This window comes from Aquicella siphonis, from assembly GCF_902459485.1.
Lineage (GTDB): Bacteria > Pseudomonadota > Gammaproteobacteria > DSM-16500 > DSM-16500 > Aquicella > Aquicella siphonis.
On record NZ_LR699119.1, the window covers coordinates 817,501 to 843,793 of the forward strand.

Below are 26,293 nucleotides of genomic sequence, written 5' to 3' on the forward strand. Positions count from 1 at the left end.
TTATTCCGTTAATGTGATAACCCCGTGTGGTTATTTATCCGTTACCGCCCAAAGGCCGGGTTAAATTATCGCGGTTTGCAGCGGCATGCAATTCTTTGTGATGAAATGAGTTCTAATCATCTACAGGTTTGTGAAACTCGTCAATGAATATATATCAGGTTTTACATCATGAGTCTGATTGACTGCGGGCCGGGGTGAACGGTTAACATGTAAAAAATTTTTATCAAGGGCGGCGGATAAAAAATGTAATGAGATCTTGACAGCGTTGAAGCCGGGAAAGTGTTGGGTTATTATCCATGCATGTTCAGACAGCAGCCCTTTTCTAAAGAGGCGTGAATTCATGCGGCCAGACCAACGCAAATTGATATTTCTCTCCAGCCTGGGCGGGGTCCTGGAATTTTACGATTTCATTATTTACGCCTTGTTCGCCGGTTATATTGCCAATGCTTTTTTTCCTGCCGCGAACGCGCTTATGGGTTTGATTGTCACTTTCGCCACTTTTGCCATTGGTTATCTGGTCAGGCCGCTGGGCGGCGTGATCTTTGGTCATTATGGCGACCGCATTGGACGCAAGACCACTTTTACCTTTTCAATTTTTATGATGGCGCTGGCGACCTTGGGCATAGGATTGATTCCTGATTATGCGGCGATAGGCATTGCCGCGCCCATTCTAGTTATCCTGTTGCGGCTTCTGCAGGGGTTTTCCATAGGGGGTGAAATACCGGGAGCGATTGCCTATGTTTCTGAATCTCTGCCAGAAAAAAAGGGTTATGCCTGCGGAGTAATATTCTGCGCGCTGACCATGGGTATTGTCCTGGGTTCGCTGGTACAGGCTTGCGTCATTAATGTATTCAATGACGTGCAAATGCAATCTTACGGATGGCGTATTCCTTTTGTAGCCGGCGGTGTTTTCGGGTTGATCAGCTATTTCATGCGCCGTGAGCTGCGTGAATCAAGCCAGTTTCTTCAGATAGAGAAGGAAGTGGAAGCCTTTCCGCTGGGCGCGGTATGCAGAGAGCAGCTTGCGGTTGTCGTTGCAGGGATTTTTATCATTGCCAGCTGTGCGGCGATTGTGACTTCACTGTTCTTGTTTATTCCTGCTTATTTTTCAAAAGTTTTGGATCTGCCCGCGACTGCCTATATCTGGCAGCGCACAGCGGCGATCGCATTCGGATCTGTGTTATGTATCCCTTTCGGTTGGCTGTCTGACAAAGTCAATTTGAAGAAATTGCTGTTAACGCTAAATCTTGCCACTTGTCTGATGGCGTTTCCGATTTATTATATCTATGCTCATTTTCCCGCCTGGTTTTCCGCAGCGTTCATCGCCAGTGCCGTCTTGACCGGCTTTTCCGCGGGAATTGTCCCGGTCGTGATCAGTGAATTATTTCCTACCAGGATTCGTTACAGCGGGATTGCCATGAGTTATAACCTGGGGTTTGCCATTTTCGGCGGTTTGACGCCTTTTTTCTCATTATCCCTGGTTTACTACACAGGTTCAGTGATTTCTCCAGCTCTTTATGTCTTCAGCGTTGCTTTTTTGGCGCTTATGGCTTCCATTTGGATAAGCCGGCGCACGTCATCCATCTCAAGGTTGCAGGCTGATCAATCGTCTTCCCAGGTGTTAGAGTGTTAATTTGTCATTGTGTTGTTATCTGGCGTAACGGTTTGCGGCTGAATTCCAAACCACCCGCCTGTATCACCGCCGGCCCAGCATTGGTTGCTGGTGCAAGTGCTGATTTTCGCGCACTGAACGTTAAAGCTGTCTTCCTTGCTGATATCCTTGTTTTCGTAGCCGGTTGGCACACACATGGTTCCCTTATAAGTCCCGGCAACGCGGACTTGTCCATTAACGTATATATTATTGCCAACCGAATAAATGCCGTCCGTCTTGTCATGTGAATAACACGCGATATAGCATCCGGGGTTTGTTTTGTAATCGTTATTGGTGGGCAATGTTTTTTGCTCAAAGCCTTGCATGGGATGATTAATCACGACGGAGCCATTCGTGTAAACTGAAAAATCGTCAGGAAGCAGGGTTTGATCCGGCTGAGATATCATGGAAGGGCCTGCGGGTTGTGATGCTGGCTGAGCATGCACGCACATGGGAATAAATAATATAGCCAAAAGTCCGCTTATCCTCGATTTGACTGTCATGACAGGATTCCTCATTATCGGTTATCTCTTCAATCATGAGCTCTGTCATCAATTATATCACTGTTTGCGGCGGAACCCTTTTACGATGATCATGTCCTTGTTAAATAACAAGGAAATCGTGTGCGGAGATAAAGAGCGCCGGTCATGATTGCCTGTGGCAGGGATATTTTATATCCTGATACAGGATGCTATTGGAAGCGCGGCCGGATTGTCGGCTGAATTGAATGATGGCATGTGTGATAAGGCGGCACGAGTGACAGCAGATCATCATGATCGGAAACCATTTAGACATGTCATACGGCATGAAATGCGCGCATTTATTTTTTACACCGTGTTCCTGTCTCTGCTTTTATTTGCGTTTACTCTTTACAGAAGAATCTTGCTGAATGATTTTGGCAGTCAGAATATCCGATACGGCTATAGTTTGATTGAAGCCTTGGTCTTGGCAAAAATCATTTTGATTGGCAGAAAAATGAAACTAGGGGAAAGATATGCTCATAAGCCGCTGCTCATCCCTGTGCTATATAAAACGGTGGTATTCTGTCTGCTGATGTTTTTGGTTCACTTTACTGGTTATGTCATTACCGCCTTGTTTTCAGGCATGTCTATGCCTGAGATCATGAACCGGCTTGCGGTCAGCAAGTTAAATGAAATGATTGCCCAGATCCTGGTCATGTTTTTTGTTTTCATATTTTTCTTTTCGTTTCTGGAGATCGGGCGTATCATGGGCGGGGAAAAACTTTTTAATCTTTTCTTTAAATCCAGAGATTAGTGTGTTTTATCAGGCCGTCTTATCCGCTGCGCGGCTTCGCCATCGCTGCGTACTTGTCATCCCCGCGCACTTGTCATTCCCGCGTATGCGGGAATCCAGGCTTTTTGAATATTTCTGGATGCCAGCTAAAAACATGCTGGCATGACAACATACCCGTTCGCTCCTTCGACAAGCTCAGGACAGGCCTGAGGAGGCACGTAGTGCCGTCTCGAGGGGCTGTCTATTCTGAAGAAGATGCGAAGCGTCCGTGTTGATGAAAGCGTACTGAAATACACTGCCGCCAAGCGCTGTCCGGATTGTCCGGGTATTTATTTTTTCACGGCAGCTATGCAGGTTACTTCTATCAGCAACCCCGGAATCGCAAGAGCTGCAACGCCTACGGAAGTGCTGGTGTAGGAAGAGTCGGGCATGCATTCCTTGCGGACTCTAAAGTATTCAGGGCCGTTTTGATGGATATCCACAATATATGAAGTCATTGCCAATATGTCGGTCAATTCTGAGCCGGCGGCGGCCAGGGCGTGTCTGATATTTGTAAGGGTTTGTTTGGTCTGTGATGCAATATCCGGTCCGACAATTTTTCCCGTCTTATCCTGTCCGGCCTGGCCGGTGATAAAAATAAAATCACCATGAGTCACGCAGTGTGTAAATCCATATTTATCATAAGAAAGTAATTCGGGTACATTTATTATTTTTTTCATGGTGTCACTGCCTGGAGCAGCTGGCTGCTTTTTTTAATCAGCGTGGAAGTGCTCTCATCAAGATTGTATTTCACGATATCTGGCTTGCCGTGTGTGTGAATATTATGCGAATGATAAATAATTATATTTATTTAATCAATGGATAGCCGCGTATGGGTAGAGCGGAAAGATGAGAAAGGTTTGCCATGAAGCATAAAGCGTCATTCCGGCATTGCCCGAGCAAGCCGTTTGGCAAGGATTTTTCTCTCGTTTGCCATGTTAACCAAAGCTATTCATGAGTCTCTCAGTCATTTCCTGGGTTTCACCTTTGACAGGGCGGCCAATACGGTGATGCGCAAGAAACGAGTGTCGCTGCAAGAGTGTCATGCTGCGCGTGTTTTGATGCAAGGTATCGATTTCCAATTTTTTCGCAGCCGCTCTTCCGGAAAAAGAAAGCCGCTCCTGCATTTGTATCAGTTGGTGTGTCGCTTTTGTCATATCAAAGTTTCTGACTTTTTCATCCAGATGGGCATAGCGCAACCCGGTGTAAGACCATCCATTTCTTTTTGCCAACGCCTTGACGACATGCAGGTTTTTTTCCTTGTCATCCACTAGGATCACATCCAGTTTCTGTCGTGATAATTGCCGCAAGGTCAGTATGGCATATTGCTTGATCTCTGGATCGAGATTGGATCGCTCATAATGCCGGGCGGCTTGCTTGGCGAACGCTTGCAGACAAGTGCCTTTATCATGCCCGTTGCAGAAAATGACACCGTGATGAAAATACGGCGGGTCGTTTTTTTCGCCGATATCCAGCTCGAAGCTGATATCGCCCCATTGTTTGCTAAAATGGATATCGATTTGATTTAGCTGATCCATGGTAAGATCAAGAATGTCTGTTCCGCGCGCGGTTATCGCTAAAGTCGGAAGGTTCACATCTTGCAGCAGATGTATCATTTTGACCGTTTTTGGTTCTACGGGTTTGACGGAAATGAGATAATGTACTTCCCTGAAAAGAGTGATACTGACTTGGCAGGCGTCATTCTTACTGTCAAGTAATTGCCGGGCGCATTCGAGCAGGGAGGCAAACCATTGATCGCTGCCCAGATCACTAAAAAGCGGATCGGGTTCATAAATCGTGTTGTCGATGTCCCATCCAATCAGGCTGTTAATGTGGCATTCGCGCAGCAGTTCATGTATTTGATGGATGTCGTGAATATCAGATTGGGCGTGTCTGGATACCATCGCTATTCCCTCCATTGTCGTTAATCATGACCGGGCTTCTTCATTACATAACATACTCATTCTGGCGCGGCAACTGCTGAATTTATACGATAGAAAGTTTTTATCCAGGCATGAGATGAAATGATCCACATCGGCATGCTCAAAAATCGTGCGTTTGCAATATGGCAGTGTTTTTAACCTCGTACCCTGAACCCGGAAATAGGGTAAAAAGTTTTCCGCATCTCTGGTGGAAAGTGTTTTACTCATTGAAGCTCAAATGACTTTAACGTATTCTTGTTTATCTAAATATCCGAACAATCATCAGGGCTAGGGATAGCGCATGATAGAAATGATTCCCAATTGGCATCCGGTCTTTGTTCATTTTACCATTGCCTTGTACACAATCAGCGTCTTCTTTTTTGTGTTGGCTTTTGTGTTTAATCCTGATGTCCTTGACAAAAAATCAATATCAAGTGAATTTGAAACCGCGGCCAGATGGTGTCTTTGGAGTGCAGCGTTTATTACAGTGTTTACTGTGCTTGCCGGTATTTATGCTTTTTACACGGTGAGACATGATGCTGTTTCGCATATGGCAATGGTTAATCACCGCAATTGGGCGCTGCCTACTGCCGCTGCACTTTTGACGACCGCTGTCTGGTCAGGATGGCGTTATTTAAATCATAAAAAGATATTGGCTCCTCTCTTTTTGGCATCATTGATTATTATTGAAGCCATGTTATTAGGCACGGCGTGGCGGGGCGGAGAGCTGGTGTATCGTTATGGAATTGGTGTCATGTCGCTGCCTCAGCACCGGGAAGAAAGTCATCAGCATGATGAGAGCGAGAGTGATCACGCGCATGACAACAAATCAGGAGAACAACAGTGAAGCGGATTTTATTCATTGTTTTCTTGATCTCGTTAACTTCCAGTCTTTTTGCTGCCAGCCGGGAAATTAATTTGGTCGTGGATTATAAGGCAGTTGATTTTACTGGAAAATACAGAACAGCGATTGCCGTCAATCATCAGATTCCCGCACCCATTTTGCATTTCAGGGAAGGCGATGAAGTGACAATCAACGTATATAACCGGTTAAACGAGGAAACCGCCATTCACTGGCATGGTATACTGGTGCCATGGCAAATGGATGGTGTTTTGGGAATATCTCAAAAAGGTATTCAGCCTGGCCAGTCATTTCGCTATCACTTCACGCTTAATCAATCCGGCACTTATTGGTACCATGCTCACGCGGGCTTGCAGGAACAACAGGGTTTATATGGGGCTTTTTTAATCGATCCACGCCGGCCTCCTGGCTATGCATATACTCGCGAGTATGTCATTGTTTTATCTGACTGGAGCAACACCAATCCGGAACAGATTCTTGCCAATCTCAAAAAGGAAGGCGACTATTATTCTCCTCGTTTTCCGTTGCAGCCATCATTGGCGAAATTCATTCATGATTACCGCAAGGCCAATCCCGGCGAGCGCCAATTGTTGATTAACGATTACAAGATGATGCAAGACATGCGCATGAGTATTTATGATATCAGTGATGTCGCATATGATGCTTTTCTCCTAAATGGACAATCCAATCACAATCCCTGGATGGCGTCTGTCAAACAGGGTGATATTGTGCGTCTTCGTTTTATCGGGGCCGGCGGGAGTACACTGTTTCGTGTCAAAATACCGGGCACGACCATGCAAATGGTACATGTGCAGGGAAATGACGTAGAACCTTATTCTGTCAGTGATTTTACAATAGCGCCGGGGGAGACATATGATGTATTGGTGCCGATTAAACAGAGCCGTGCTTATATTATTTATGCCGAGTCAGTGGATACTTTGGGCGCGGCTTATGGCGCCTTGATTACAGCTCCTGGCCAAAGCGCTGATTTTAATGCTGTGGCACCCTTTCCCGAACCTCCGCCGGTAACAAGAGAAATGATGGCAAATATGATGCCGTCAGACATAAACCATGGCATGGCGTCATCCACAAGTATGCAGATGAATCATTCCATGCCGAGCATGCCAAACAAGCCTATGGCGATGAATCATTCCATGCCGACCGAACCGTCAATTCCGGGAGATTCAATTATCTCGCCGGATATGCCGCAGAAATCAGGCACGGCAGCCAGCACAAAATACCAACCCTTGAGAGCATTGACAAAAACCAATGATATAAATAAGCCCGTCACGGGAGTTATTCGAATGGAATTATTTGGCTATATGGACCGTTTTATCTGGTTCATCAATGGCGTGCCTGAATATAAAGCCAAGCCGATTGTGCTTGATCCGGCCAGGCGCTATCGGATTGTTTTTACCAATTCTTCAATGATGCATCATCCCATGCATATTCATGGTCACTGGTTTATTTTGCGCAAAGGCGCGGGCAGTTATGATCCCTTGCTGCATACGATTGATGTCGCACCCGGTGCCACCATGGTCGCAGATATTGACACGGATGCCAGCGGTCAATGGTTTTTCCATTGCCACCTGCTTTATCACATGGTGGCTGGAATGTCGCGGGTATTTCAATACTCGACTTTGCTTGAGTTGACGAAGAAGGAAGCTAAGCCACAGGATCTTGTCAGACAGACCGCTTATCATAACCGGCCGATTGTCAGAGTGGATGAAACCAGGCCTATTGATGTTTCGTTGGTCAGACATCCGATGGCGCATCCTTCCGGCTGGTGGTTTGCGGACTTTTTTGATGTGGGCATGGATCCGTTTCACAATGTGCAGGAAGTAACTTTCAAAGGGTTGTATGGCGGTGATTATCATAAATTGCAATTATTGACCGAAGACGCGGAAATCAATAAAGGAAAAATAGAAAACGCGGATATCGATATATTTTATTGGCGTTTGCTTAGCCAGTTCTGGGCGCTGAAAGGCGGGGCGAATTATTTTTACCGGCCTGCGCGTGTTCCTTATTGGCAGCCTGGTATTGGAGTCGAAGGTTTGATGCCTTATTTCATTGATACAAATGCAAGAGGATATTACTACGCTGGCAGCGCCAAGATGGATATTGAGTTGTCTCGTGATACACAAATTACCAATAATTTTTTTATCCGTCTTGGTATTCGCAGTATTCTGGCAACAAAAACTGTTGTGCGGGCGCAAATCGGCAGCGGGTTGAACCAAATGCGGTATTTGTTACGGCCATATTATCGTCTCATGCCGGGATTAAACTTGTTCGCGGAGTATGAGCACGATCAGGAATACGGCGCGTTTAAGCGGTTCCGAACGCAAGATGGGGAGCCGGTTGGCGAAAATACACTTACACTTGGATTGTCCTTCCTGTTTTAAATTTTGAGCCTGGATTAGAGTGACCATTGCTCCGGGCCATGCCATGAATGATCACAGATAAAATTATTCATAAAAAATAGCAACTTGAGACACGCTGTCCGGTATTAACCAATTCCTCTGTTGATTCAAGTGAACAGGCCGTATGCTATAATTTTTTTATACGCGTAAAGATATGACAGACAACAAGACGGGGATATGCATATGAAAGGCCGCGAAGGTGATGAGTCTGAAGATGCCGAAACTTCCAAAAAACCAAAAAAGAAACGCGAATTTTCCACTGGCATGCGCTACAAACGGGAAGTTAAAACAGATTGGCAAAGCCACGGTGTCAGTATTTTTCAAAAAATTCCAGGTGAAGATGAGCAGAATACGGATAGGAAAAAATATCAGAAAGACTGGTTCGCAAAATTGATCAGCCTGGATCTTGCCATCAAGGAAACCATAGCGGGCGAGTTATTGCGTTATCTCACCCGTAACAATACTCCCAAAGTCAGGATGATATACGGCAAATCAGCTTATTCATCCGGAGCAAGAAGTGAAGGGGTGGAAGGATATTATAATTTTGCAAACCTGGACATTGTAGATCTGATGAGGGGGAATCATTTCCGGGGACTTGCTTCCACATTAATCTCGCTGATTCTGTTGGGCGAAAGTGATGCCAATCTTCATAATCTTTATATTAATGCGCATGGAGTGGTGGGAAATATTGATTCGGACAGAAAGTTCCTGAATCGGGAACCTGTTACCAGTGAAAATCTTGACGGCTTTCCGCATCCGTCAGACCGCGGAGCACGATGGCTAATCATGAATCATGAGGTTCCAGGCAATAGCCATTTGGCCGGACTTGAAGCGGAGGCAAGCCGGGACGAACATTTTAACGACGAACGTAACAAGACTCTTTTATTGATCCTGCTGACGCCGGATGAGTTTTTCAGGAAGTTTTTTGATGACATTATTCAATATGATAAAGTGAGTGAGTTATTGGGAGACGATGTCAGTCAATACCATGATGAGTTGAGCCGGTATTTTTTTACCCGGCTTTCCGAAGTTCGCGCGGCGGCGCTTGCGTTGCCTTCTTTTCAGCTGTTCATTCAGGACGAAGAGGAAATGAAGCGGGCTACGGAGGAGATTCGCGATTATATGCTGGACTTCAGATTTGAAGGCAAGTCCGCGTTTTCAAAAAAGAAGGAGGAATCGGAAGCAGTTCTTCTTCAGGAATTTTCCCGCCATACCGATGAGATTATCGGTATGGGACGCGCGGCTCATAAGGCAGCCGGATATCATACTATCTTACTGGGAAATTTGCAGGCATTCATTCATACGGAGGCAGCCCAGCAGAAAAACGGCCCCGTCAAGACCGGACTGATTGCCTTATTAAATGCGGTAAAAGACGTGGGTGGGCATTTCGTCAGTTTCTCTGCCGAGCAGCAGAAGGCGGTATTGAAACATGTTTTTGAACATCTGGATATTATAATGTCCAGTAAATCGCGCAGCCTGTGGCTGTATAAGTCCGAAAGCCCCGAAACACGGTGGCTGAAATTTAAAGCAGGCAATGCGGGCTATATTGCAGCAGCCGGTCTGGATGTCGACATTTCACACCCGCTCGTCAATGTTCGTAAAATGAAGGCGGAAGATTATTACCGCTATCTGGCGGCAACCCGGCTGGACTTGAGACAACCGCTGCCTGTTCCCGGATCAGACAAACCAGGTCCGTCACGAAAAAAGCCTTCCTGATATTCCCCTGTAATAAAAAAGTGATGCTTGCATCCTGACCACCGAAGTGGTCAGTTCATGCAGACCGGCATCAAAATCATGACGGCGAGTCTTGTTCTGTTTCATTTTTTATCCGCAGGGCGTGATAAGTCATTAATTGCGACTGATAGAAGTGTTGTATGCCAGTCATCATTTCCTTGCGGTTCCTATCCATGCCAGCGCAGATGTCATGCAGCTTGTCCGTTTCACAGGGGGTAAGAGGATCATTTAACCGTTCAAGAAGCTGTGCATAGCTGAAAACAACCATTTGATAGAGACTATTCTGGAAGTCTGCCTGGAATCCGGCGTCGTCCAGGACGTAGATATCATCCTGTTTGATGAACCGGCTGATTTCATACACTATGGTTTGTACTGCGGTTAATCGATGGTCTTTGATATACTGCGTGAACGCATTTGATTTGACACAGATATCGGTCAATATCCTGATTTGTGAGCTTACATATTTAATGGCGTCCTGCCGGTCTTGGGAGTTTCTGATGTGCAAGCCAAGGAGCCAGCGTTTTATGCAAGCGGTGATGATCGCTTTTAATGCTGAAAAATGCTTTTCATTGTTAAATCGCAAGTCACTGGCTAATGCCCGGGTGTAAGAACGTAACTCGGGTGTATGAAAAAACCAATGCGTAGGATAATGATGCTTTAATTCGGGAAGCGCGTGATAGTCTTCTTCGTGAAGCTGGCCGATAAACGCCCGTCGCTTGTCTTGAATGACATAAACAGGCCGGCCGGAGGAAGTCATGCTCATTCTGGCGGGGAAAGGCGTATTATTGTATACAATGACTTTAACATCACTGGGTTTGTTTTTCTTCCCGCGATGATATTTTTCCACAATTGGCCAAAAACAGGTTTCCGGATCCAGTCCGACAAAATACTGATTTTTATCTATTACCACGTTATAGATGTTAAAATCATTATCTTGATATAAATACTTGTTGAACACGACTCTTCCCATTCCTTCCCAGAACAGGTTGTTCTCGCTGATCATTTTGTTCCAGTCATGATAGAGTGTTCTGATCTGATATTCGCCTACGCTATCATCCTGCGGGACTCTTCTTGAATAGAGATGGGTTTCTGACATGCAGATTTCAGGCTGGGTATGGCCGATTTCAAAGCGGAATATTTCATTGACGGCAATAATAAAGGCCAATAAATTCGGATGTGTCTGATCATGTTTTATTTTGATTTTGATCCAATCTGACGTGTCAAAACGGCCGGCCTTGTTTTTGACTTGTCTGAATGGGTATGTCTTACAGCCAAAACCTTCCTGGAATTGCCGAAACAAATCTTGTTGCTCAGTCAATTTGCTTTCCATCTCATGTTTCCCTTGTCGTTCTGTCAACCTTTGGCGAGCCCTGTGCCGCCATTTCCAGCTCAAAGAATACATAGTGATAACCATTTTCCGGCAGGCAGGCAAGGAAAATCAGCTTGTAATCTGGTTATGCAGAAATAGTAATAATGAATAATATTTATTTTCCATAATAAACTTAAAGTTTATAGTATGCTGATCACAGAATTTTGGCCATTTTCCCATTGAGTTATTCCCTGATCTCGAATTTTGCTAATAGGTATAGCGCTTAATATTAATTTAAGTGACGTATGATATCTTTTTGATCAACTATAAATACACAAATCACACAAACACACTACACACAAAACGGGGAGCTGGTTATGTCTTTTAATAGATTTGATGAGAATAATTTTAATCAATTTTTCTTTTTTCATTCATTTCCTGCTTTTGAAAGAAGTAAAAAAAGAAGAGAAAAGTTAACTTCCCGCAAATCGAAATCAAAACAAAAATTAGTGTATGCAACAAAAAAGAATAAAAAAATAAAGGTAAAAGGTGAGTTTTCTCAAGCCGGTTTGCATGGTCAGACCGTAGTTGAGAAACCTGATACGATACCACCTGTTATCACTCTGGATACAAGTTCAGCCACGTCATCAGATGCGAGTGCGCATATTCCCGAATTGATAAGAGATAAAACCGCGATAGTTGACGGTCGTCTGGTGCCTCTCGCTCGCGTTAGCGAGGTGACTGCCATGATAGATCTGGTTGGTGAACTTAACCGGCAAATGGGAACCGCATTGTCTTATTTTGTGAGTTCATTAACGGGAACAGGATACGATATCTTAACGGCTGACGGTAAATATTATGCCGTATTTCCTCAAGTTATTTATGCCAAATCTATAGAATCATCTTCGCAAGAAAAATCATATCTTCACATTAAACTGGTGCAGGATATCCAGTCCGGTGAATGGCATATTCTGAAAAGCTATCAGGTAAATGACGGGAGCCTGATTGATAATATTCGTTCAGAGATAAACCTGCTAATTCAAGCAGGTCAGTTTGTTTCAAGCGTTGATAGTCTTGCTTATAACCAAACCTTGTATGTGATTAAACATTATGCGCCAGGGTATGATTTAACCAGGCTGCTTCGCGAAGAGATAAGTTTTGAAGAAAAATTGTTTGCTTCTATTAAAATGACAGAAGCTATGCTAAGGCTTCACCATCATTGTCAATTGCTTCACTGTGATATTAAACTCGATAACGTAGTGTATGATCGAAAGAGTGGCATAGCAACCCTGATTGACTTCGATGTGTCGTTAAGCATGGAAGGCAGCGCAATGGCGGTGAGCGATAAATTGCGCGGCACCTTTGGTTATCTTGCTCCCGAACTGTTAAGAAGTGAAAACAAGTACGTCTTTAATGAGAAAACAGAAGTGTATGCATTTGGAATGACATTGGCAAAATGGTTTGGAGTGGAAGCGTTTCTATCAAGTGCTTCCGGATTAAGTGAGCAAACGCTTTTCCGGCCTGAGCTGTCTTCGCAGCAATCACTGGTTCTGCCTTTAATTAAAGCAATGGTAAGCGATGACCCTGATGAGCGTCCGACATTTGAGGGCGTATTGCGTCAGCTTCAAGCATTGGCACCCGCCTTAGAGCCAAGAAAGTCTTTTATGAACTAATATTTTGATCAATTTGTCCTGAGGCTACCTGTTTTATCAACTGCGTGGTATGACAAAAATTCCGAAGCAACCTTCTCCGACGCTATTGCATTTATCAGGCGCAGTACCTGGGCAGGAAATTATTTTAATGACTCTACATTTATGGCTCTAACCCAGAAAAAGACAGTATTAGATTAGGGAAAAATGGCGTCCGGCACGCATCATAAGAGTGCGCGCCGAGCGTGTTTAATGCGCCTGACTCACGGCATCTTCAACTGCTGGACGGGATCATGCCGGGTGGTTGTGCTTCCCTGGCTGCGCCTGTTGAACATGCCGATGTGATGCAAGGGTTTAATTTTGTATTCCTGTGCGTATTCATCAATCTTGCGGTTGACATAATCTTCTCTGACACTGGTAAAAACAGCCAGTGCCTCATTGACGGAAGACCGGTGTTCTCTTGCGAGACGTATCATTTTTAAAAGAGCGAGCATCATGGCGGATATTTCGAGGCTGTTTAAATCATGCGTGCCATCCTTGAAAATATTGGGGAAATTGTAATCTTCCATATCTTCAAGATTAAGCCCTGGCTCATCGGCATACCAAAGTTGGCCAATGATAATGGCCATGGAAAAGACATCTGATTTTTCATCTGTTCCTTCCTGATGATATACCTCCACAGGGATAAAGCCGGGTGTGCCCTGAAATTCGTCTTTATCATCCGTGTCTATGCGTTTGCTCAAGCCGAAATCAAAAAGCTGCAATTCATTTGTGCTGATATCCATCATCACGTTTTCCGGTTTGAGGTCTCGATGAATCACGCCTCGTTGATGCAGTTCACTTAGCCTTTCCAGGAGCAGGGCAGTGATGGTCAGGCGTTTATAGGTTGATAATGTCAATTCGTTGCAAAACATTTTATCCAGTATGGTTTGCAAGTCATATCCGTTCAGTCGCTTCATCACGATATAACTCTTGTATCGTTGATTCAATAATTTCGTTAACACGGGAGATTTGGCGTGCAAATTCCCGGCCAGTCTGGTTAGCTGTGCTTCATCCAGGAGATATTTCAAGTCATCCGGGTCAAACTCCTGGATTTTGACCACGCGCTGCTTGTTGTTTTTAGTGATCAAGGCGTCATTGTACAGAGGTGCCAGTGTACAGGCGACAGCGTAAATGTGGCTGAATCCGCCGCTGCCTATCAGATGATTGTGGTCTATCACTTCATAGCGGTCTTCGGCAGGATTCCGATTGCTGGGACGACAGATGATATCGTGAGACAGGATAATTCCAAACGGCTGCATAATAGACGTATTGCCAAGGCGTTTGAGATAAATGTGACGTTTGTCGCGTTCAAACACCGCGCACTTGCCTTTGTTGCTGGCAAATAATTCTCGCAGCAGCGGCGAATCGTCTTCTGTCAACAGAGTTGGGTTGATTCTTCTGACGCGCATGATTCCTCCTTGATAAGCGCTAAAGACTATCTTTATCCAGGGATAGTCTGATGTGTTATTCCGTTCAACTATTGTGCCTCTTGTCAGTTAAAAACGCTATGGATGATAGTTTTGTATAAGAAAAAATCTGCCTGACATTGCGGCCGGTTTTATTGAAAAATACCCGGTCCAAATAACAAGATGCGGGTGTCTTGCGCGCTTTTCGCGTGATGCCCCTGCAAGGCTAATCACCTAGTCATTTTCAGCCGGTTCATAATGGATCATATTATGAAAGCTGACAGTTTTTGTAGTGAGATTTCGGTAGCCATGCGGCTGGCTGGCATCAAAGCGTAAACCTTCGTCTTGGGATACAGATTGCCAGCGGCCGTTTACCAGTATTTCCATCTTTCCCCTGACGACAATAACATGTTCAGTCACGCCATGCTTATGCGGCGGAGACAAGTGTTCGCAGGAAGGCAGCAACTCGATGAGAAAAATTTCGCAATTTAATCGGGCGTCGTACGGGAACAAGGTTTTGACGCGGATTTTATTATCAGCAGGATGCAGGATTTTCGGCCTGCCGGATCGCTGTACACGCTGGTCCGGATAACCCTCGATTTCTTCAAGAAAAGAAGAAAAGGAAGTCTGGAAGCCGCTAGCGATTTTCCAGAGCGTGGCAATGGTGGGACTTGATTCCTCCCGTTCTATCTGACCTAACATGGCTTTGCTTACCCCGGTTTCTGCGGCGGTCTTGTCCAGACTCCAGCCTCTTGCGCGGCGCAGCGACCGCAAGGTCAAGGAGATATGTTGATAGATGGCTTTCGTCATGCATCTGTCTCGCAATGGTTTATTTTGTATTGTACGTTATAACGCACAGTGATATTATCGTCAATCGGATGTTATAAGGCAGACTCTGAAATCCATTCGCTCATCTGTCATAGGCAGGGACTGGCACAGTTCAGTGAACGCTCTCGTTTTTTATTACGGGATTGCCTTGTTTAGTGAATGGGAGAAAGTCACGGCATTAACCAGGAAATTTTCACTTTGGCGTTAGGCAGGTCTTTAATGCGAAAAATATTTTGGGATGATCCCTATCAATGTGAATTGATTACCCACATTGTTTCAGTCAATGGCAATCGGATCTTGCTGGAAGAAACCATCGCGTTTTCATTCTCCGGCGGCCAGGAAAGTGACGCGGCTTCCATTAACGGGATTGAGGTTGCCCGCTCAGAAATGGATGGCCAGCTGATTTATTATATTCTTCCCGAAGGGCATGGGCTGGTTTCAGGCGAGCGCGTGAAAATGCTCATCGACTGGCCGCGCCGATACCGGCTGATGCGCTTGCATTTTGCCGCAGAATTGATACTTGAACTGGTAACGCGAAAACTGGGCATTCTGAAAATCGGTGCGCATATCGCCGAGACAAAAGCCAGAATTGATTTTGCCTGTCATGCCAATCTTTCGTCCGAGCTGGACGGCATTATCATGGAATATAATGATATCATTGCGGCAGACAGGGAAATTAAAACCGGGTTTTCCGATGTGGACAACCAGAGGCGATTTTGGGAAATTGATGGATTTTCCAGAGTGTCTTGCGGCGGTACGCACGTGAAATCGACGGCGGAAGTGGGATATGTCACCCTGAAAAGGGTCAATATAGGCAGCGGCAAGGAACGCATTGAAATCAAACTGCTCGATGACACGCCGGCTCCCGCGGATAGAAATCATCGCGCAACCTGAGTGGAATCCATTCAAGCGCCGCCATGTCTGGTATATGTTTTATCTATTGCTATGATAGACACCTGGTGGTTTATTCATATTTCAAGGTTGATTATAATCCGCAGTTTTGACAGAAACTTTAGGCGAGCCCGATAAAGGTGCAGCAATGATGAAACTAAAAAACCGCCATATCCAGATGATTGCAATTGGCGGTGCAATCGGTACGGGATTATTTTACGGCGCTGCGAAATCCATTCAGTTAACAGGTCCTTCCATTCTCCTGTCTTATCTCATTGGCGGAGTCATGATGTATGTCATCATGCGCGCACTGGGTGAAATGACAGTGCACTCGCCGAATTCCGGCGCGTTCAGCCATTATGCTTATCAGTATGTCGGTGATTACCTGGGTTTTCTGTCCGGGTGGTTTGCATGGTTTGAATATACGATTGTGTGCATGCTGGAAGTCACCGTGGTAGCGTCGTTTCTGGATTACTGGATCCCGGGTGTGCCGCATTGGGTTAGTATCGCATCCATACTGGGATTGTTTTTTCTTATTAATATGATGCAGGTCAGGCTTTTTGGCGAATTTGAATTCTGGTTTGCAGGCATCAAGGTTGCCACTATTGTCCTGATGATGGCTTTTTCCTCTTATCTTATTTTTTTTCATGCGGATACACACACGCAGGCACTGGAAAACATAAGAAGTACAGTCAGCCATAACTTGTTCGCAAACGGTATGGAAGGCTTTTTATTTTCGATGGTTTTAGTCGTCTTTTCTTTTGGCGGGGTTCAGTTTTTGGGAATTGCCGCGGCGGATGCTGAAGATCCTGATCGTACGGTTCCCAGGGCGGTCAACGGCGTGATAATCAGGATACTGGTCTTTTATGTTGGAACGCTGCTGGCCATTCTCTGTCTGTATCCCTGGCAAAAATTGCATACAGACGTCAGTCCGTTTGTCGATGTGTTTGACAAGGTCGGATTTCATTTTGCGGCACAAATCATGAGTATTGTGGTTATCACGGCGGCTCTGTCAGCTTTCAATAGCTGTCTCTATGCCGCTGCGCGCATGCTTGCTAATCTGGCAAGACATCAAAGCGCGCCGGCCAGCCTGGCCCGCACGGACAAACATAATGTGCCCAGGAATGCGGTGATTGCCACTTCCATTGTCATCGCGCTGACCGTATTGCTCAATTACCTGGTGCCGGAAAAGGCGATTGCTTATCTGATCGCCGTGACCACCACTTCCATCATTATCACCTGGACTACCATCTTGATATGCCATGCGGGTTTCCGGCGTGAAACAGCCGGGGACGCCATCAAATACAAACTGCCATTTTTCCCATATGCAAACTGGATGGCTTTTGGCTTATTGGCGGCGGTCGTGATTATCATGCTGTTTATGCAAGACATGAAAATGGCGGTTTATCTGATGCCGCTATGGATAGGTATGGTCACTGTTTTGTATTTCGCCATCCGTTCTGGCCGGGCATGAGAGGGGAGTAAATGCTCAGAGTGGCTTGTTTGCCCTTGGGGATGACTGGCAAAGCGAGCGGAAGCCGTCTCTTCAGGTATCAGGTTGGTAAACCGTTTGTTATTTCAGGTATAAAAAAGCCGTGCATTGGCACGGCTTTTTTTTAGCGACGAGGTTATGCCTCAATCATTCTATGCTGCGCAATGGTCAGACATAGAACAAACCGCTTGCGCTACATTTAACAGCCCGGAACCGTAAGTGTTGTTGGGGATGTGTGAACCAGGCAATCCACCACAATTTTCACGCGTTGTTTTGGGCTCGGCGCTTTTTTCAAGCAGAGAAATGGTTTGATCAATATTGCCGATCAGGTTTTTATTAAACGACCAGAGCAGCGCCGCTGCGCCAACCGCATGAGGGCCTGCCATGGAGGTGCCGCTCCACATGGCGGATTCATAACGGCTGCCAGGAACAGAAGAACGAATGGAAACGCCTGGTGCTGCTATGTTTGGACCGGTGCCGCCATCAAATGCGGAAGGGCCGCGGCTGGAAAAATAGGCGATATTGTCCGAGCGGTGATCAAATGCGCCTACAGCCAGTGTCAGCCCGGAATGCCAGGCGGGCGGAGCATCGATAGTGGCGCAGCCGGGACCTTCATTGCCCGCTGAGGCAACTACCAGAATGCCGGCTTTTTTCATGGACTTGAGCGAAGGCAAAATTTCATCGCCCTTGCAGCCTTCGTCCGCCGTGCAACCCCATGAATTATTGATAATATGAGGTGCTTTCGCCGGGTCTCCGTCTTTCAATGGATTGCCATTAAGCGGGTAAGGGGCCAGGAAAAATTCGAAACATTCGATGTAACTGGCAGGGGTGCCTACACCATTATCCATGTTTTTGCATGCCATCCATTGTGCTTTGGGTGCGACACCGATCTGGTTGCCTTTCCCATCGTCACCTACAATCGTGCCCATGGTATGCGTGCCGTGGCCGACATCGTCACAGGGAACTTTGGAATCATAGCCGCAAACACTGGCTTTTGCCGAAGTGTCAATCTGGCTGTGAATGGCGTCATGCCAATTATAATTATGATCAACCGTTCCGGTTGCAGACGTGCCGCGATACTGGCGTTTCAACGCAGGGTGATCCCATTGAACACCGGTATCTTGTCCGGCAACAACGATGCCTTCGCCGCGCACTTTATAATTTTCCCATACTTTGGTTGCGCCGATGCGGACCAGGTTTTGCTCAGGCCCTGTTGAAGACGGGGTGGAAGCCAGAGAGAAGGTGTTTTTTGTTTTTGGGAGTTTCAGTTTCACCAGCGGATTACCCATGATTCTTGCCACATCCGCGCGTGCGGCAAGTTCATTGATCAATTCGGCAGATGGATTTTCAACGGCAATCATATTTTCAATATAATATTGCCGGAAGCTCACTTTCCTGGACTGCAGAAAGTCGACTAGCGGACCTTGGGTCGCGAGCGCCTTGTTTCGCAGAGTATCGTAAACGTATCGGCCTTTTTCCTCGCGGGAGGCAAGAGAATCCGCCGCGCTCAAATCGGCTTGTTCCGTCAGTATCACAAAGACACTGTTTTTGACCTGCTGGCGGGATGTTAATTGTTTCTGTACATACTTATCAATCTTTGGATTGAGAGTAAGGGTGGATGCCTGAATCCCTTGGCTGCCCATGACAGAGATGATACCTAAAGACAACAAAATTTGTTTGATGTTCATTATTTTTCTTCCATTAAAATTAACAAGTGTATATGCGACGTATTACATTACCGATTTTCCAGCAAAAAACAATCTGTTTATTGATGGGGAACGGATGTTCTTGCGGCGCATTTTTTGCTCTGGTTCATGATGCGGAGTCCGCGCAGTCGCGGCGCGGCATGCAGCCTGGCGGCAGCTTCAGCGCGCAAGCTCAAGATTGGAAGTTAAAATTCCAGCCGAGTTTCTTTTCAAAATTATATAAGAAGCGGTTATTTCATCAGCCAGTTTAAAGCGAAATGAATGGCTTGAAACCGCCCCAGAACATGCGCATGCCGTCAAACGGCAGTGACTTGGGATCCATCATTTTCGCCAGTCGCGGGTCTTTCATGATTTTTTTATTCACCGAGTCGCGGTGCGCGCGTGATTTGTAAACAACCCACGAGAAAATAACGGTTTCTCCAGCCTTGAGTTTGACACTTCTGGGAAAAGAGGTAATTTTTCCCCGTTTGACATCGTCGGCGATGCACTCAGTATATTCCAGCGCTCCGTATTCGCGGCAGATTTTTCCAAACAATCTGGCCATTTTGCGGTATTGGTTCAAATTTTTCTTGGGTACGGGAACAACAAATCCGTCTACATATTTTGCCATGGCTGCTCTCCTTTATTGTGTTGTATATAGTGTATTTGACTGTCTCTTCTCATTATGCAAAATGCGCTGGGTAATCAGAACGTTTTCCGATTGCTGCTATTGTATTCGTCATCGTATGAAATCAGATCCAGCAAATTCGTTCTTTTATTTTCCAGCAGGGTTTTGGTTTCTGTAATGAAAATCGAGCTTTTGGTGACGCGCGGGTCCCATTTTCTTCGGGTTGACATGATATCTTCGCATGTCATGCCGTCATATTTCACATCCTTTTTTCCCTGCGCGTGATAGGATTGCGCAATCCAGTTGTCAAACACGTCAATCACTTGTTCATCGGAGTGAGCATCGAGAAGGCGCGACTTCAAGTCGGTAAACAACTCTCTTTTTATTCCGGCCAGGGTTGACGTTTCGGATGATAAGGCATCCAGACGTTCCTGCACTTTTGTCATCAGAGTGCTGTACAAGGATTCTGTTTTTACATTTTCTACCATCACCTGAAAACGGGCTTCCACAGCGTCAATGTCCACCCTCCTGTGAGAATGTTTGCCTTTGCGGAACTCCACATTGAACTGGCCGTATTCATGCTTGATTTCATCAATCACGCGCGGGTGTTCAATGAGATATAGTTTGAATTCCGGCATTGTCATCAAGGTGTCGCAGAGTTCATCTCTGCGCGAGATAAGATGGGTCGCGATTTCATTCTTAAGGCTGTTATCGTCTATAAATGCATCGCAAATACTGTGACACACTTCATCCGGCATCAATGCGATTTTAAGCAGCGTCTTGAATTTGGTTTCAATGAAAACAGGGTCGAGGGCTATCTCTTTCATTTCTTCTTCATCCAGCGGGCATATTTTTGCCGAGTGCCCTTTTCTGACAAAGGGTAGATTGCGTATATCTTCCGCTGTCAGGCTGAAATCAGTGACTGTTCCCTGGCCGCCTTTATGGTATTCCTTGGCGATAGACCAGAGGCTTTGGCCGTGGTCGATTTTAATCAGCTCGCCTTTGGAGTTAAAACCCAGGTTATCCTCGTGTAAATCGCCTTCTTCCAGAAATGCGGCAACAACGGAAATTTCAGCCAGTTGTCTCACATGTTTTTTATTACTCAAATTAATATTATTTTCTGAGACAGGCGTATATCCTTCGACTAAGCGTGACATTAAACCGACGGGTTTGGATTCGCTCATGATAGGTCTTCCCTTGGGCTCGCGCGGACCTATAAGCAGCCGATAGAAATCACCCGCGGTACCTTCAATTTGAAATAGTGTAGGTGATTCTGAAGTGGGCTTGAGATGCTTGACCACCCAGGCATGACTTGAACCTGAAGGTTTGCCTTCCTTTTTATACGTTGTAACACGATGCAGCGATCCTTCGGTAGGCCGAAAGTCGTCAACGCTGATGGGTGTAATCCTCGTGTTCTCTACGTGTTGCTTTTTTTTCGTGTCTTTTGTGTTATTGCGGCGCATATCTACCTCCTTGATAGGAAGAGATATCGCCTATATCAAATTATAACTCGAAAAGTATCCGCATGGGTGTTTTCTTGCGGAATCAACACGGCTGTGTGCAAAGAATAATTTATATGATCATCAGCTTGCATGATTCTTTAAAGTGCGTCCGTTAAACTGTATCAGCTCAATGGACGCGCTCGTGTGCCCGGCTTGGAGCAAAAGATGAGTTGAAAGAGCCGCTTGACTCGCGCACGCCGTACGGCAATGGTTATTCAATCATGCCCTTGGGCAGGGGCCTGGTTTTAAAAGGCGTCCATTTTTGTTGTTGCTCATTTTCCTCTTCTGGTTCCGTGCGTTTGGCCTGACCCGGAGAGGGACGAGTGTTCAACGGGCCTTCAGGCCTGAATAAATCCATGCCCGCGGGATATCGGATTTTCTTTCCGGGCTCTTGATGAATATTTTGTTTAGGCAGAAGATTTTTTTCAGCCAGTTTTTGAATAAACGCCTGGTGGAGGGCGGGAGATGGCAGCGCGATAGTCAGGGAAATGAAATGCCCGTCTCTGTCATTCCTGATTTCATGACACTCAGACTGGATGCCATTTTCATGCCTGAATTTCTGCAGTTCTTTCAGTATGGTGTTAATGTATTGTCTGAGTCCGTTCTTTTGACTTTCGGATAACAGATGAGAGAGCGACTGAATTCTCAAAATGCCTTTGTCCGCATCATGGTCAATGGATAATAATTGCCTGGAAAGCAGATCTGATATCATTTCAGAATCGAAGGAATACGGTGTTAATCGCTCGATAATGGATTGATCGCTGGCGTAAATGTCCGGCATACCCGAGCGTGTGACGGCTGTTTCGTCCGGCGACTGCGGTTTCATTGTTACCTCGCCAGACCGGGTCAGAGCAGAATCTGATTCCGAGCTTCCGCCGCTGCTGCCACCGCCACCGCCGCCATGCCCTTTACATGGGGGAGGGATACGGTTTGCCCTGCATATTGAGCACGGATTCTTTTCTATGGCCAGTGTCAGCAAGTCTTTTTTAGCACGATGGTCGTTGGGCATATTGGAGTACCTGTTTAGGGGTGTTTTTCTTCAGCATGGATGTTCCGTGAATGAATTTGAGTTATTCTACCATAGGCATTTGCATGAAGATTAAGGTTTTATGAAGCGGATTGGCTGTCAGAAAAATATTTAAAAACCAGAGGCTTATTTAGTATTTCCTGAATGGGGTGAATTTGATACGACGCACGGTCATTTTGGCTTTTTTCCTGTTGTCATTGCAGGCGTTTATTTTGTTCATGTTTGGCCATCCTCTTATCTGTACTTGCGGTTATGTGAAGCTATGGGAGGGGGTGGTCAGAAGCAGCGGCAATTCCCAGCACCTGACAGATTGGTACACATTTTCCCATATTATTCACGGGTTTCTTTTTTATTTTTTCGCCTGGATTGCGTTTCCCCGCTATCCGGCCGCATTCCGGTTTCTTATGGCGCTGGGGGTGGAAGTGTCCTGGGAAATCATTGAAAACACTCCAATGGTGATCCAGCATTACCGACAGCAAGCGCTTGCGCAAGGATATACAGGGGACAGCGTCATTAATTCCCTGAGTGATTCAATTGCCATGATGCTGGGATTTTGGTCTGCCTGGCAGTTTCCGGCAAAAGTCGTTATTGTTATCGCGCTGGTATTGGAAGTATGGGTGGGTTATGAAATTCGGGATGACCTGACATTGAATGTCATCAATCTGATCTATGCATTTCCCGCTATCCAATCCTGGCAGGCGGGAGCGGGTTTATAAGGATTTCATACTGAAGCCCAGCCGCTTATCTGTCGTGGCACAGGTACCCTGATTTGAACCATGTCTCAAAATCTATTACTTTTAGGCGGCGCGATTATATCTTCAGGCAAATTAGGCAGGATTTTTTTACCATCAACGCCTAATTTTTGGAAAAGAATATTAATGCGAGCTTCATCCACAATGACTTCGTTTTTATCAACAAGGATGCCGGGCTTATTTGTTGTGTAACATTCTATAGACTTGGCTAACAATCGCGCGCCATCGCCGTCAGTGCATGTAAATTTAACCATATAACTATCTGGTTTGTTTTTATCCTCTCCAATGACCGCTGACGTAATAAGATGTGCTCCTGCTAATTTTAAAGATTTTAGGACTTGCAATCCTGACTGTTGTTTTTTGAAAAACTTATCTTGGTAATCTGATGCTGACAAAGCTTGTTTATAATGGTGTTCCCAAAAATATGCCAGCAGTGGATCTGAAAAATTAAGCGTTATTTCCGAGGGAGATTGATGTAATATTTGCATGCCTGGAATATCGTGAGGGAAATATTTTCTTGTAATTTCCTTTTGCAGAGAGTGAAACATTTTAGGATTGACAACGAATTGACAAGTTTGTTGTTCAAGCAGGGTGTCCCACTTCTGTTTAAGAACAGGATCGCTAATAACAATGATATCCATAACAAAAGGATTCGCACTTGTTGACGACGATTGATCAACGCCATGCTCAATAGTCAAACCTTGTGGTTGGCCATCCATGTTCGCATATCGTTTGAATGTATCCATCCACCACTGCGAAATGGCAGAGCTTACTCGAATCTGTGTTGGCTGTAATATTTCTATTTTACTTTGCAGATGATGAAGATGGCCTTCTGTGTCATTTGCCTGTAAAAATCCGCTATGTATCGTGTTCAGGTCGCCGCCTATAATACCCGTAACAAACTGTTTTATTGAAAAGATAGGACAGCTGCCTTCTTCTTGCATATAGCCTAATTGTTCATTGACTAAAAAAATTTTTATGGAACCAGAAAATTCTTTTGCCAAATAGCCAACAAAAGGACATTGAGTTCCGCTTAATTGCTGCTTGATCAAATTAAGGCGTTCCCATTCTATTGCTTCCGGCGTGCCCGGTGTGGATGATCTTTCTCCATTCTGGCCCATTTTTGGCGGTCGATAAAATAATAAATAGCGTTCAGTGGAAATTAATCCCTGCAATGTTACTTCCATTTCCTGTTGATACAAATCGGGGTTGGCAAAGGGGTCCGTTTTGGTTGCGGTATATTGCCTGGTTTGGCTATCAAAATTGAATGGCTCCAATTTAGTGATATAAGTTCCCATGCAGACTGGATAATTGGGGTGATGACATCCTGCTCCTAAATTACTTTCAACCTTGTAATATTCATAGTGGTGGGGTTTTTGTAATGGATTAACAGTAAAGGGAATTTTCTCTCCGTTCGCTAAAACTCCGACCTTTATAATTCTAAACATAGAGGAATGACCCATCATTCCCCCGCCTTGAAACACGATTTCATCTGTATCGGATTGCATTTGAGAATCCGGAAGAAAACGTTTCATGCTGGTGGAATAAATCATCCCGCCGTATAAACTGGCGGCAGTATTTTGAGCAATCATGTTGGTTATTTCATTTTTAATATCTGCATTTGATAATTCCGATATAAGAGGGCAACCTTTAAATTTTTGCGAAGACATTTCATGAGCTGATTTCTGATATTGATATACGATATTAAAAGTAAAATTTGCATCCATTTGTAAGCTTTGTTGCAGCTGGCCTTTCTCGTCGAACGAAATCAACATCTTCGCCGCATGTTTTAAACGGTCGTATTGAAAGTCTGACAAAATATCGCGATTAATTTCGGCAAAAATTTCCAATGACAGTGCGTAAGCGCCGCTGGCTTCATACGTCTGCAGATTGATATCGATCTTGTTTTCATAATCTAAGGATAGTTTATGGGCTCTATCGATATCTTCAATTGCCTTAAGGCCGTTGACTATCTTGGATCTTAATTTTATCAAATTGGTTAATTGAGCTTGCGATTCTTGGCTTGTCTTTTTTTTGAGTTTTGTATTTTCATTGTAATACTCATGCATGAGTTGATCTAAAAACCCCGGGGGCATTTCGACAGATTCACACCTGTTTATTGGATCATAACTTTCCCTGGGATTATATTGTGTGAATTTTTGCATAAATGCTTGTTTCGATTGGGCATCAACAAACATGAAATGTGTAGTGGGGAGTTTTTTTTGACTAAATTCAGTGCCGGCATTAACTCCAAGTTCGGAAAAATATTTTTTTTTATATTCGGAAAAACTTTCATCGCTTGTATCTGTTATTGTTTGATCTTCTATAAATTCCTGGTTGAGGTAGTTAATAAGAGATCTATACCCTGTGGCAGTCAAAGCTATACCCTTGGCGGGTGTGTTTACTTCATAAGCGCCATAATAGTGAAGAATCGGATTTAGAGTTACTTGATCACCCGTCGCGGGTAAGATCATCATGGATTCTATTTTCCCTTCTGATATCAATGAGATGCCATGCACATTCTTGAAGTATTCTCTAAACATGATTCTCTCTCGTTCATTTGCTTAATATAAGATTAAGTATAAACAATGGCGCCATTAAAGCTATAGAAGGAGTGACCTGCCTCCAAAAATGTAAATCTAAGGGCTGTAAGACTGGAATTTAACTGTAGGAATTGTCGCGCAGGCTTGCCGAAAGGCCGTAAACATTCTCTCATTTTGCGGAAGAAGGATTTACCTGCGTCGGGTGTAATAACAGGCTTCTATCGAAATACACTTCATTACGGCTGATTTTCTGTTCCCTGAGTTCGACGATATCCAAACCTTCGACTGTAATGACATGCCCGTTTGCCGGAATCTCTGCTTGCCATTTTAAAACAAAGCCTGGTTCTGTGGGGAGGATTTCGAGAGGCTGCCATACCCAGTCCGGATTTTTGGCGAGCAGTTTTTTGAGATAGGCCAAAAGTGCTTCACAGCCGCGTATGCCTTTGGCAACAGCGGGATCTTTATAAAAAATATCCGGAGCATAAAAGCTGATTAATTTCTCAGGATTGTTTCCGGTCCAGGCGGCCAGCCAGTCTCGGCAAAATTCATTCAAAAAGTTGGAATTCAATGATGCGCTGTCCTGTTTTTATCATGCGTGACGAGTTTGTCCGCTGAATTCATACTTTAAGTCATGGAGGATATTTAAATCAACTGGTA

The 26,293-nt window shown here is 45.0% G+C and carries 22 protein-coding genes; 9 read left to right on the forward strand and 13 right to left on the reverse strand.

Annotated elements, in window-relative coordinates; genetic code table 11:
* Positions 1–340 precede the first annotated feature (340 nt).
* Positions 341–1,633, forward strand: a complete 1,293-nt coding sequence (locus tag AQULUS_RS03860; protein WP_148338789.1) for an MFS transporter — start codon at positions 341–343, stop codon at positions 1,631–1,633.
* Here the strand turns inward: AQULUS_RS03860 and AQULUS_RS03865 are convergent.
* Positions 1,630–2,154 carry a hypothetical protein gene (locus AQULUS_RS03865; RefSeq protein ID WP_148338790.1) on the reverse strand — a complete coding sequence of 175 codons (525 nt, stop codon included), beginning with the start codon at positions 2,152–2,154 and terminating at the stop codon, positions 1,630–1,632. The two genes, AQULUS_RS03860 and AQULUS_RS03865, sit on opposite strands and share 4 nt — an antisense overlap.
* Before the next feature lie 154 nt (positions 2,155–2,308).
* Between AQULUS_RS03865 and AQULUS_RS03870 the strand changes: the two genes are divergently transcribed.
* Positions 2,309–2,926, forward strand: coding sequence for a hypothetical protein (locus AQULUS_RS03870; protein ID WP_148338791.1), 618 nt, complete (start codon positions 2,309–2,311; stop codon positions 2,924–2,926).
* A gap of 308 nt (positions 2,927–3,234) precedes the next feature.
* On the opposite strand, the gene AQULUS_RS03875 is transcribed toward AQULUS_RS03870, so the two are convergent.
* The 3 genes from AQULUS_RS03875 to AQULUS_RS03885 form a co-directional block, all read right to left on the reverse strand.
* On the reverse strand, positions 3,235–3,624 hold the full coding sequence (locus AQULUS_RS03875) for a RidA family protein (protein WP_148338792.1): 390 nt from the start codon (positions 3,622–3,624) through the stop codon (positions 3,235–3,237).
* Positions 3,625–3,882: 258 nt separating this feature from the next.
* Positions 3,883–4,848 (reverse strand): DUF2608 domain-containing protein, encoded by a 966-nt coding sequence (locus tag AQULUS_RS03880; protein WP_172622725.1) that lies wholly within the window; start codon positions 4,846–4,848, stop codon positions 3,883–3,885.
* A gap of 24 nt (positions 4,849–4,872) precedes the next feature.
* Entirely contained in the window at positions 4,873–5,094 is a 222-nt protein-coding gene (locus tag AQULUS_RS03885) for a hypothetical protein (RefSeq protein ID WP_148338794.1), read from the reverse strand.
* A 73-nt stretch (positions 5,095–5,167) separates the two neighbouring features.
* Between AQULUS_RS03885 and AQULUS_RS03890 the strand changes: the two genes are divergently transcribed.
* The 3 genes from AQULUS_RS03890 (at position 5,168) to AQULUS_RS03900 (ending at position 9,864) form a co-directional block, all read left to right on the forward strand.
* Positions 5,168–5,713, forward strand: coding sequence for a DUF2231 domain-containing protein (locus AQULUS_RS03890; RefSeq protein ID WP_148338795.1), 546 nt, complete (start codon positions 5,168–5,170; stop codon positions 5,711–5,713).
* Positions 5,710–8,130 carry a multicopper oxidase domain-containing protein gene (locus AQULUS_RS03895; RefSeq protein ID WP_408608930.1) on the forward strand — a complete coding sequence of 807 codons (2,421 nt, stop codon included), beginning with the start codon at positions 5,710–5,712 and terminating at the stop codon, positions 8,128–8,130. Before AQULUS_RS03890 ends, AQULUS_RS03895 begins: the two co-directional genes overlap by 4 nt.
* A gap of 201 nt (positions 8,131–8,331) precedes the next feature.
* Positions 8,332–9,864, forward strand: a complete 1,533-nt coding sequence (locus AQULUS_RS03900) for a hypothetical protein (protein WP_148338797.1) — start codon at positions 8,332–8,334, stop codon at positions 9,862–9,864.
* Between the two features lie 76 nt (positions 9,865–9,940).
* Here AQULUS_RS03900 and AQULUS_RS03905 read toward each other — a convergent pair whose 3' ends face one another.
* Complete coding sequence (locus AQULUS_RS03905; protein ID WP_148338798.1) at positions 9,941–11,212, reverse strand: hypothetical protein; 1,272 nt, start codon at positions 11,210–11,212, stop codon at positions 9,941–9,943.
* A gap of 356 nt (positions 11,213–11,568) precedes the next feature.
* Between AQULUS_RS03905 and AQULUS_RS03910 the strand changes: the two genes are divergently transcribed.
* Positions 11,569–12,864 (forward strand): protein kinase domain-containing protein, encoded by a 1,296-nt coding sequence (locus AQULUS_RS03910; RefSeq protein WP_148338799.1) that lies wholly within the window; start codon positions 11,569–11,571, stop codon positions 12,862–12,864.
* 239 nt (positions 12,865–13,103) lie between these two features.
* Here the strand turns inward: AQULUS_RS03910 and AQULUS_RS03915 are convergent, their stop codons facing one another.
* On the reverse strand, positions 13,104–14,291 hold the full coding sequence (locus AQULUS_RS03915) for a serine/threonine protein kinase (protein WP_148338800.1): 1,188 nt from the start codon (positions 14,289–14,291) through the stop codon (positions 13,104–13,106).
* A gap of 231 nt (positions 14,292–14,522) precedes the next feature.
* A complete protein-coding gene (locus AQULUS_RS03920) occupies positions 14,523–15,098 on the reverse strand; it encodes a helix-turn-helix domain-containing protein (protein WP_148338801.1) in 576 nt (191 codons plus the stop codon).
* A gap of 237 nt (positions 15,099–15,335) precedes the next feature.
* Between AQULUS_RS03920 and AQULUS_RS03925 the strand changes: the two genes are divergently transcribed.
* Positions 15,336–16,010: an alanyl-tRNA editing protein gene (locus tag AQULUS_RS03925; RefSeq protein WP_148338802.1), complete on the forward strand. Its 675-nt coding sequence runs from the start codon at positions 15,336–15,338 to the stop codon at positions 16,008–16,010.
* Positions 16,011–16,155: 145 nt separating this feature from the next.
* A complete protein-coding gene (locus AQULUS_RS03930) occupies positions 16,156–17,481 on the forward strand; it encodes an amino acid permease (protein ID WP_148338803.1) in 1,326 nt (441 codons plus the stop codon).
* Positions 17,482–17,651: 170 nt separating this feature from the next.
* Here AQULUS_RS03930 and AQULUS_RS03935 read toward each other — a convergent pair whose 3' ends face one another.
* The 4 genes from AQULUS_RS03935 to AQULUS_RS03950 form a co-directional block, all read right to left on the reverse strand.
* Complete coding sequence (locus AQULUS_RS03935; protein ID WP_148338804.1) at positions 17,652–19,187, reverse strand: S8 family serine peptidase; 1,536 nt, start codon at positions 19,185–19,187, stop codon at positions 17,652–17,654.
* A 265-nt stretch (positions 19,188–19,452) separates the two neighbouring features.
* Positions 19,453–19,815 carry a DUF1428 domain-containing protein gene (locus AQULUS_RS03940; RefSeq protein ID WP_148338805.1) on the reverse strand — a complete coding sequence of 121 codons (363 nt, stop codon included), beginning with the start codon at positions 19,813–19,815 and terminating at the stop codon, positions 19,453–19,455.
* Between the two features lie 74 nt (positions 19,816–19,889).
* Positions 19,890–21,275: a hypothetical protein gene (locus tag AQULUS_RS03945; RefSeq protein ID WP_148338806.1), complete on the reverse strand. Its 1,386-nt coding sequence runs from the start codon at positions 21,273–21,275 to the stop codon at positions 19,890–19,892.
* 250 nt (positions 21,276–21,525) lie between these two features.
* A complete protein-coding gene (locus AQULUS_RS03950) occupies positions 21,526–22,323 on the reverse strand; it encodes a hypothetical protein (protein WP_148338807.1) in 798 nt (265 codons plus the stop codon).
* A 173-nt stretch (positions 22,324–22,496) separates the two neighbouring features.
* On the opposite strand from AQULUS_RS03950, the gene AQULUS_RS03955 reads away from it, so the two are divergent.
* Positions 22,497–23,057 carry a DUF2585 family protein gene (locus AQULUS_RS03955; RefSeq protein ID WP_197737288.1) on the forward strand — a complete coding sequence of 187 codons (561 nt, stop codon included), beginning with the start codon at positions 22,497–22,499 and terminating at the stop codon, positions 23,055–23,057.
* Positions 23,058–23,122: 65 nt separating this feature from the next.
* Here AQULUS_RS03955 and AQULUS_RS03960 read toward each other — a convergent pair whose 3' ends face one another.
* Both AQULUS_RS03960 and AQULUS_RS03965 read right to left on the reverse strand, forming a co-directional pair.
* The gene (locus AQULUS_RS03960; RefSeq protein ID WP_148338809.1) at positions 23,123–25,636 is read right to left on the reverse strand and encodes a hypothetical protein; all 2,514 of its coding nucleotides are present in this window, start codon (positions 25,634–25,636) and stop codon (positions 23,123–23,125) included.
* A 169-nt stretch (positions 25,637–25,805) separates the two neighbouring features.
* Complete coding sequence (locus tag AQULUS_RS03965; protein ID WP_197737289.1) at positions 25,806–26,204, reverse strand: nuclear transport factor 2 family protein; 399 nt, start codon at positions 26,202–26,204, stop codon at positions 25,806–25,808.
* Positions 26,205–26,293 lie beyond the last annotated feature (89 nt).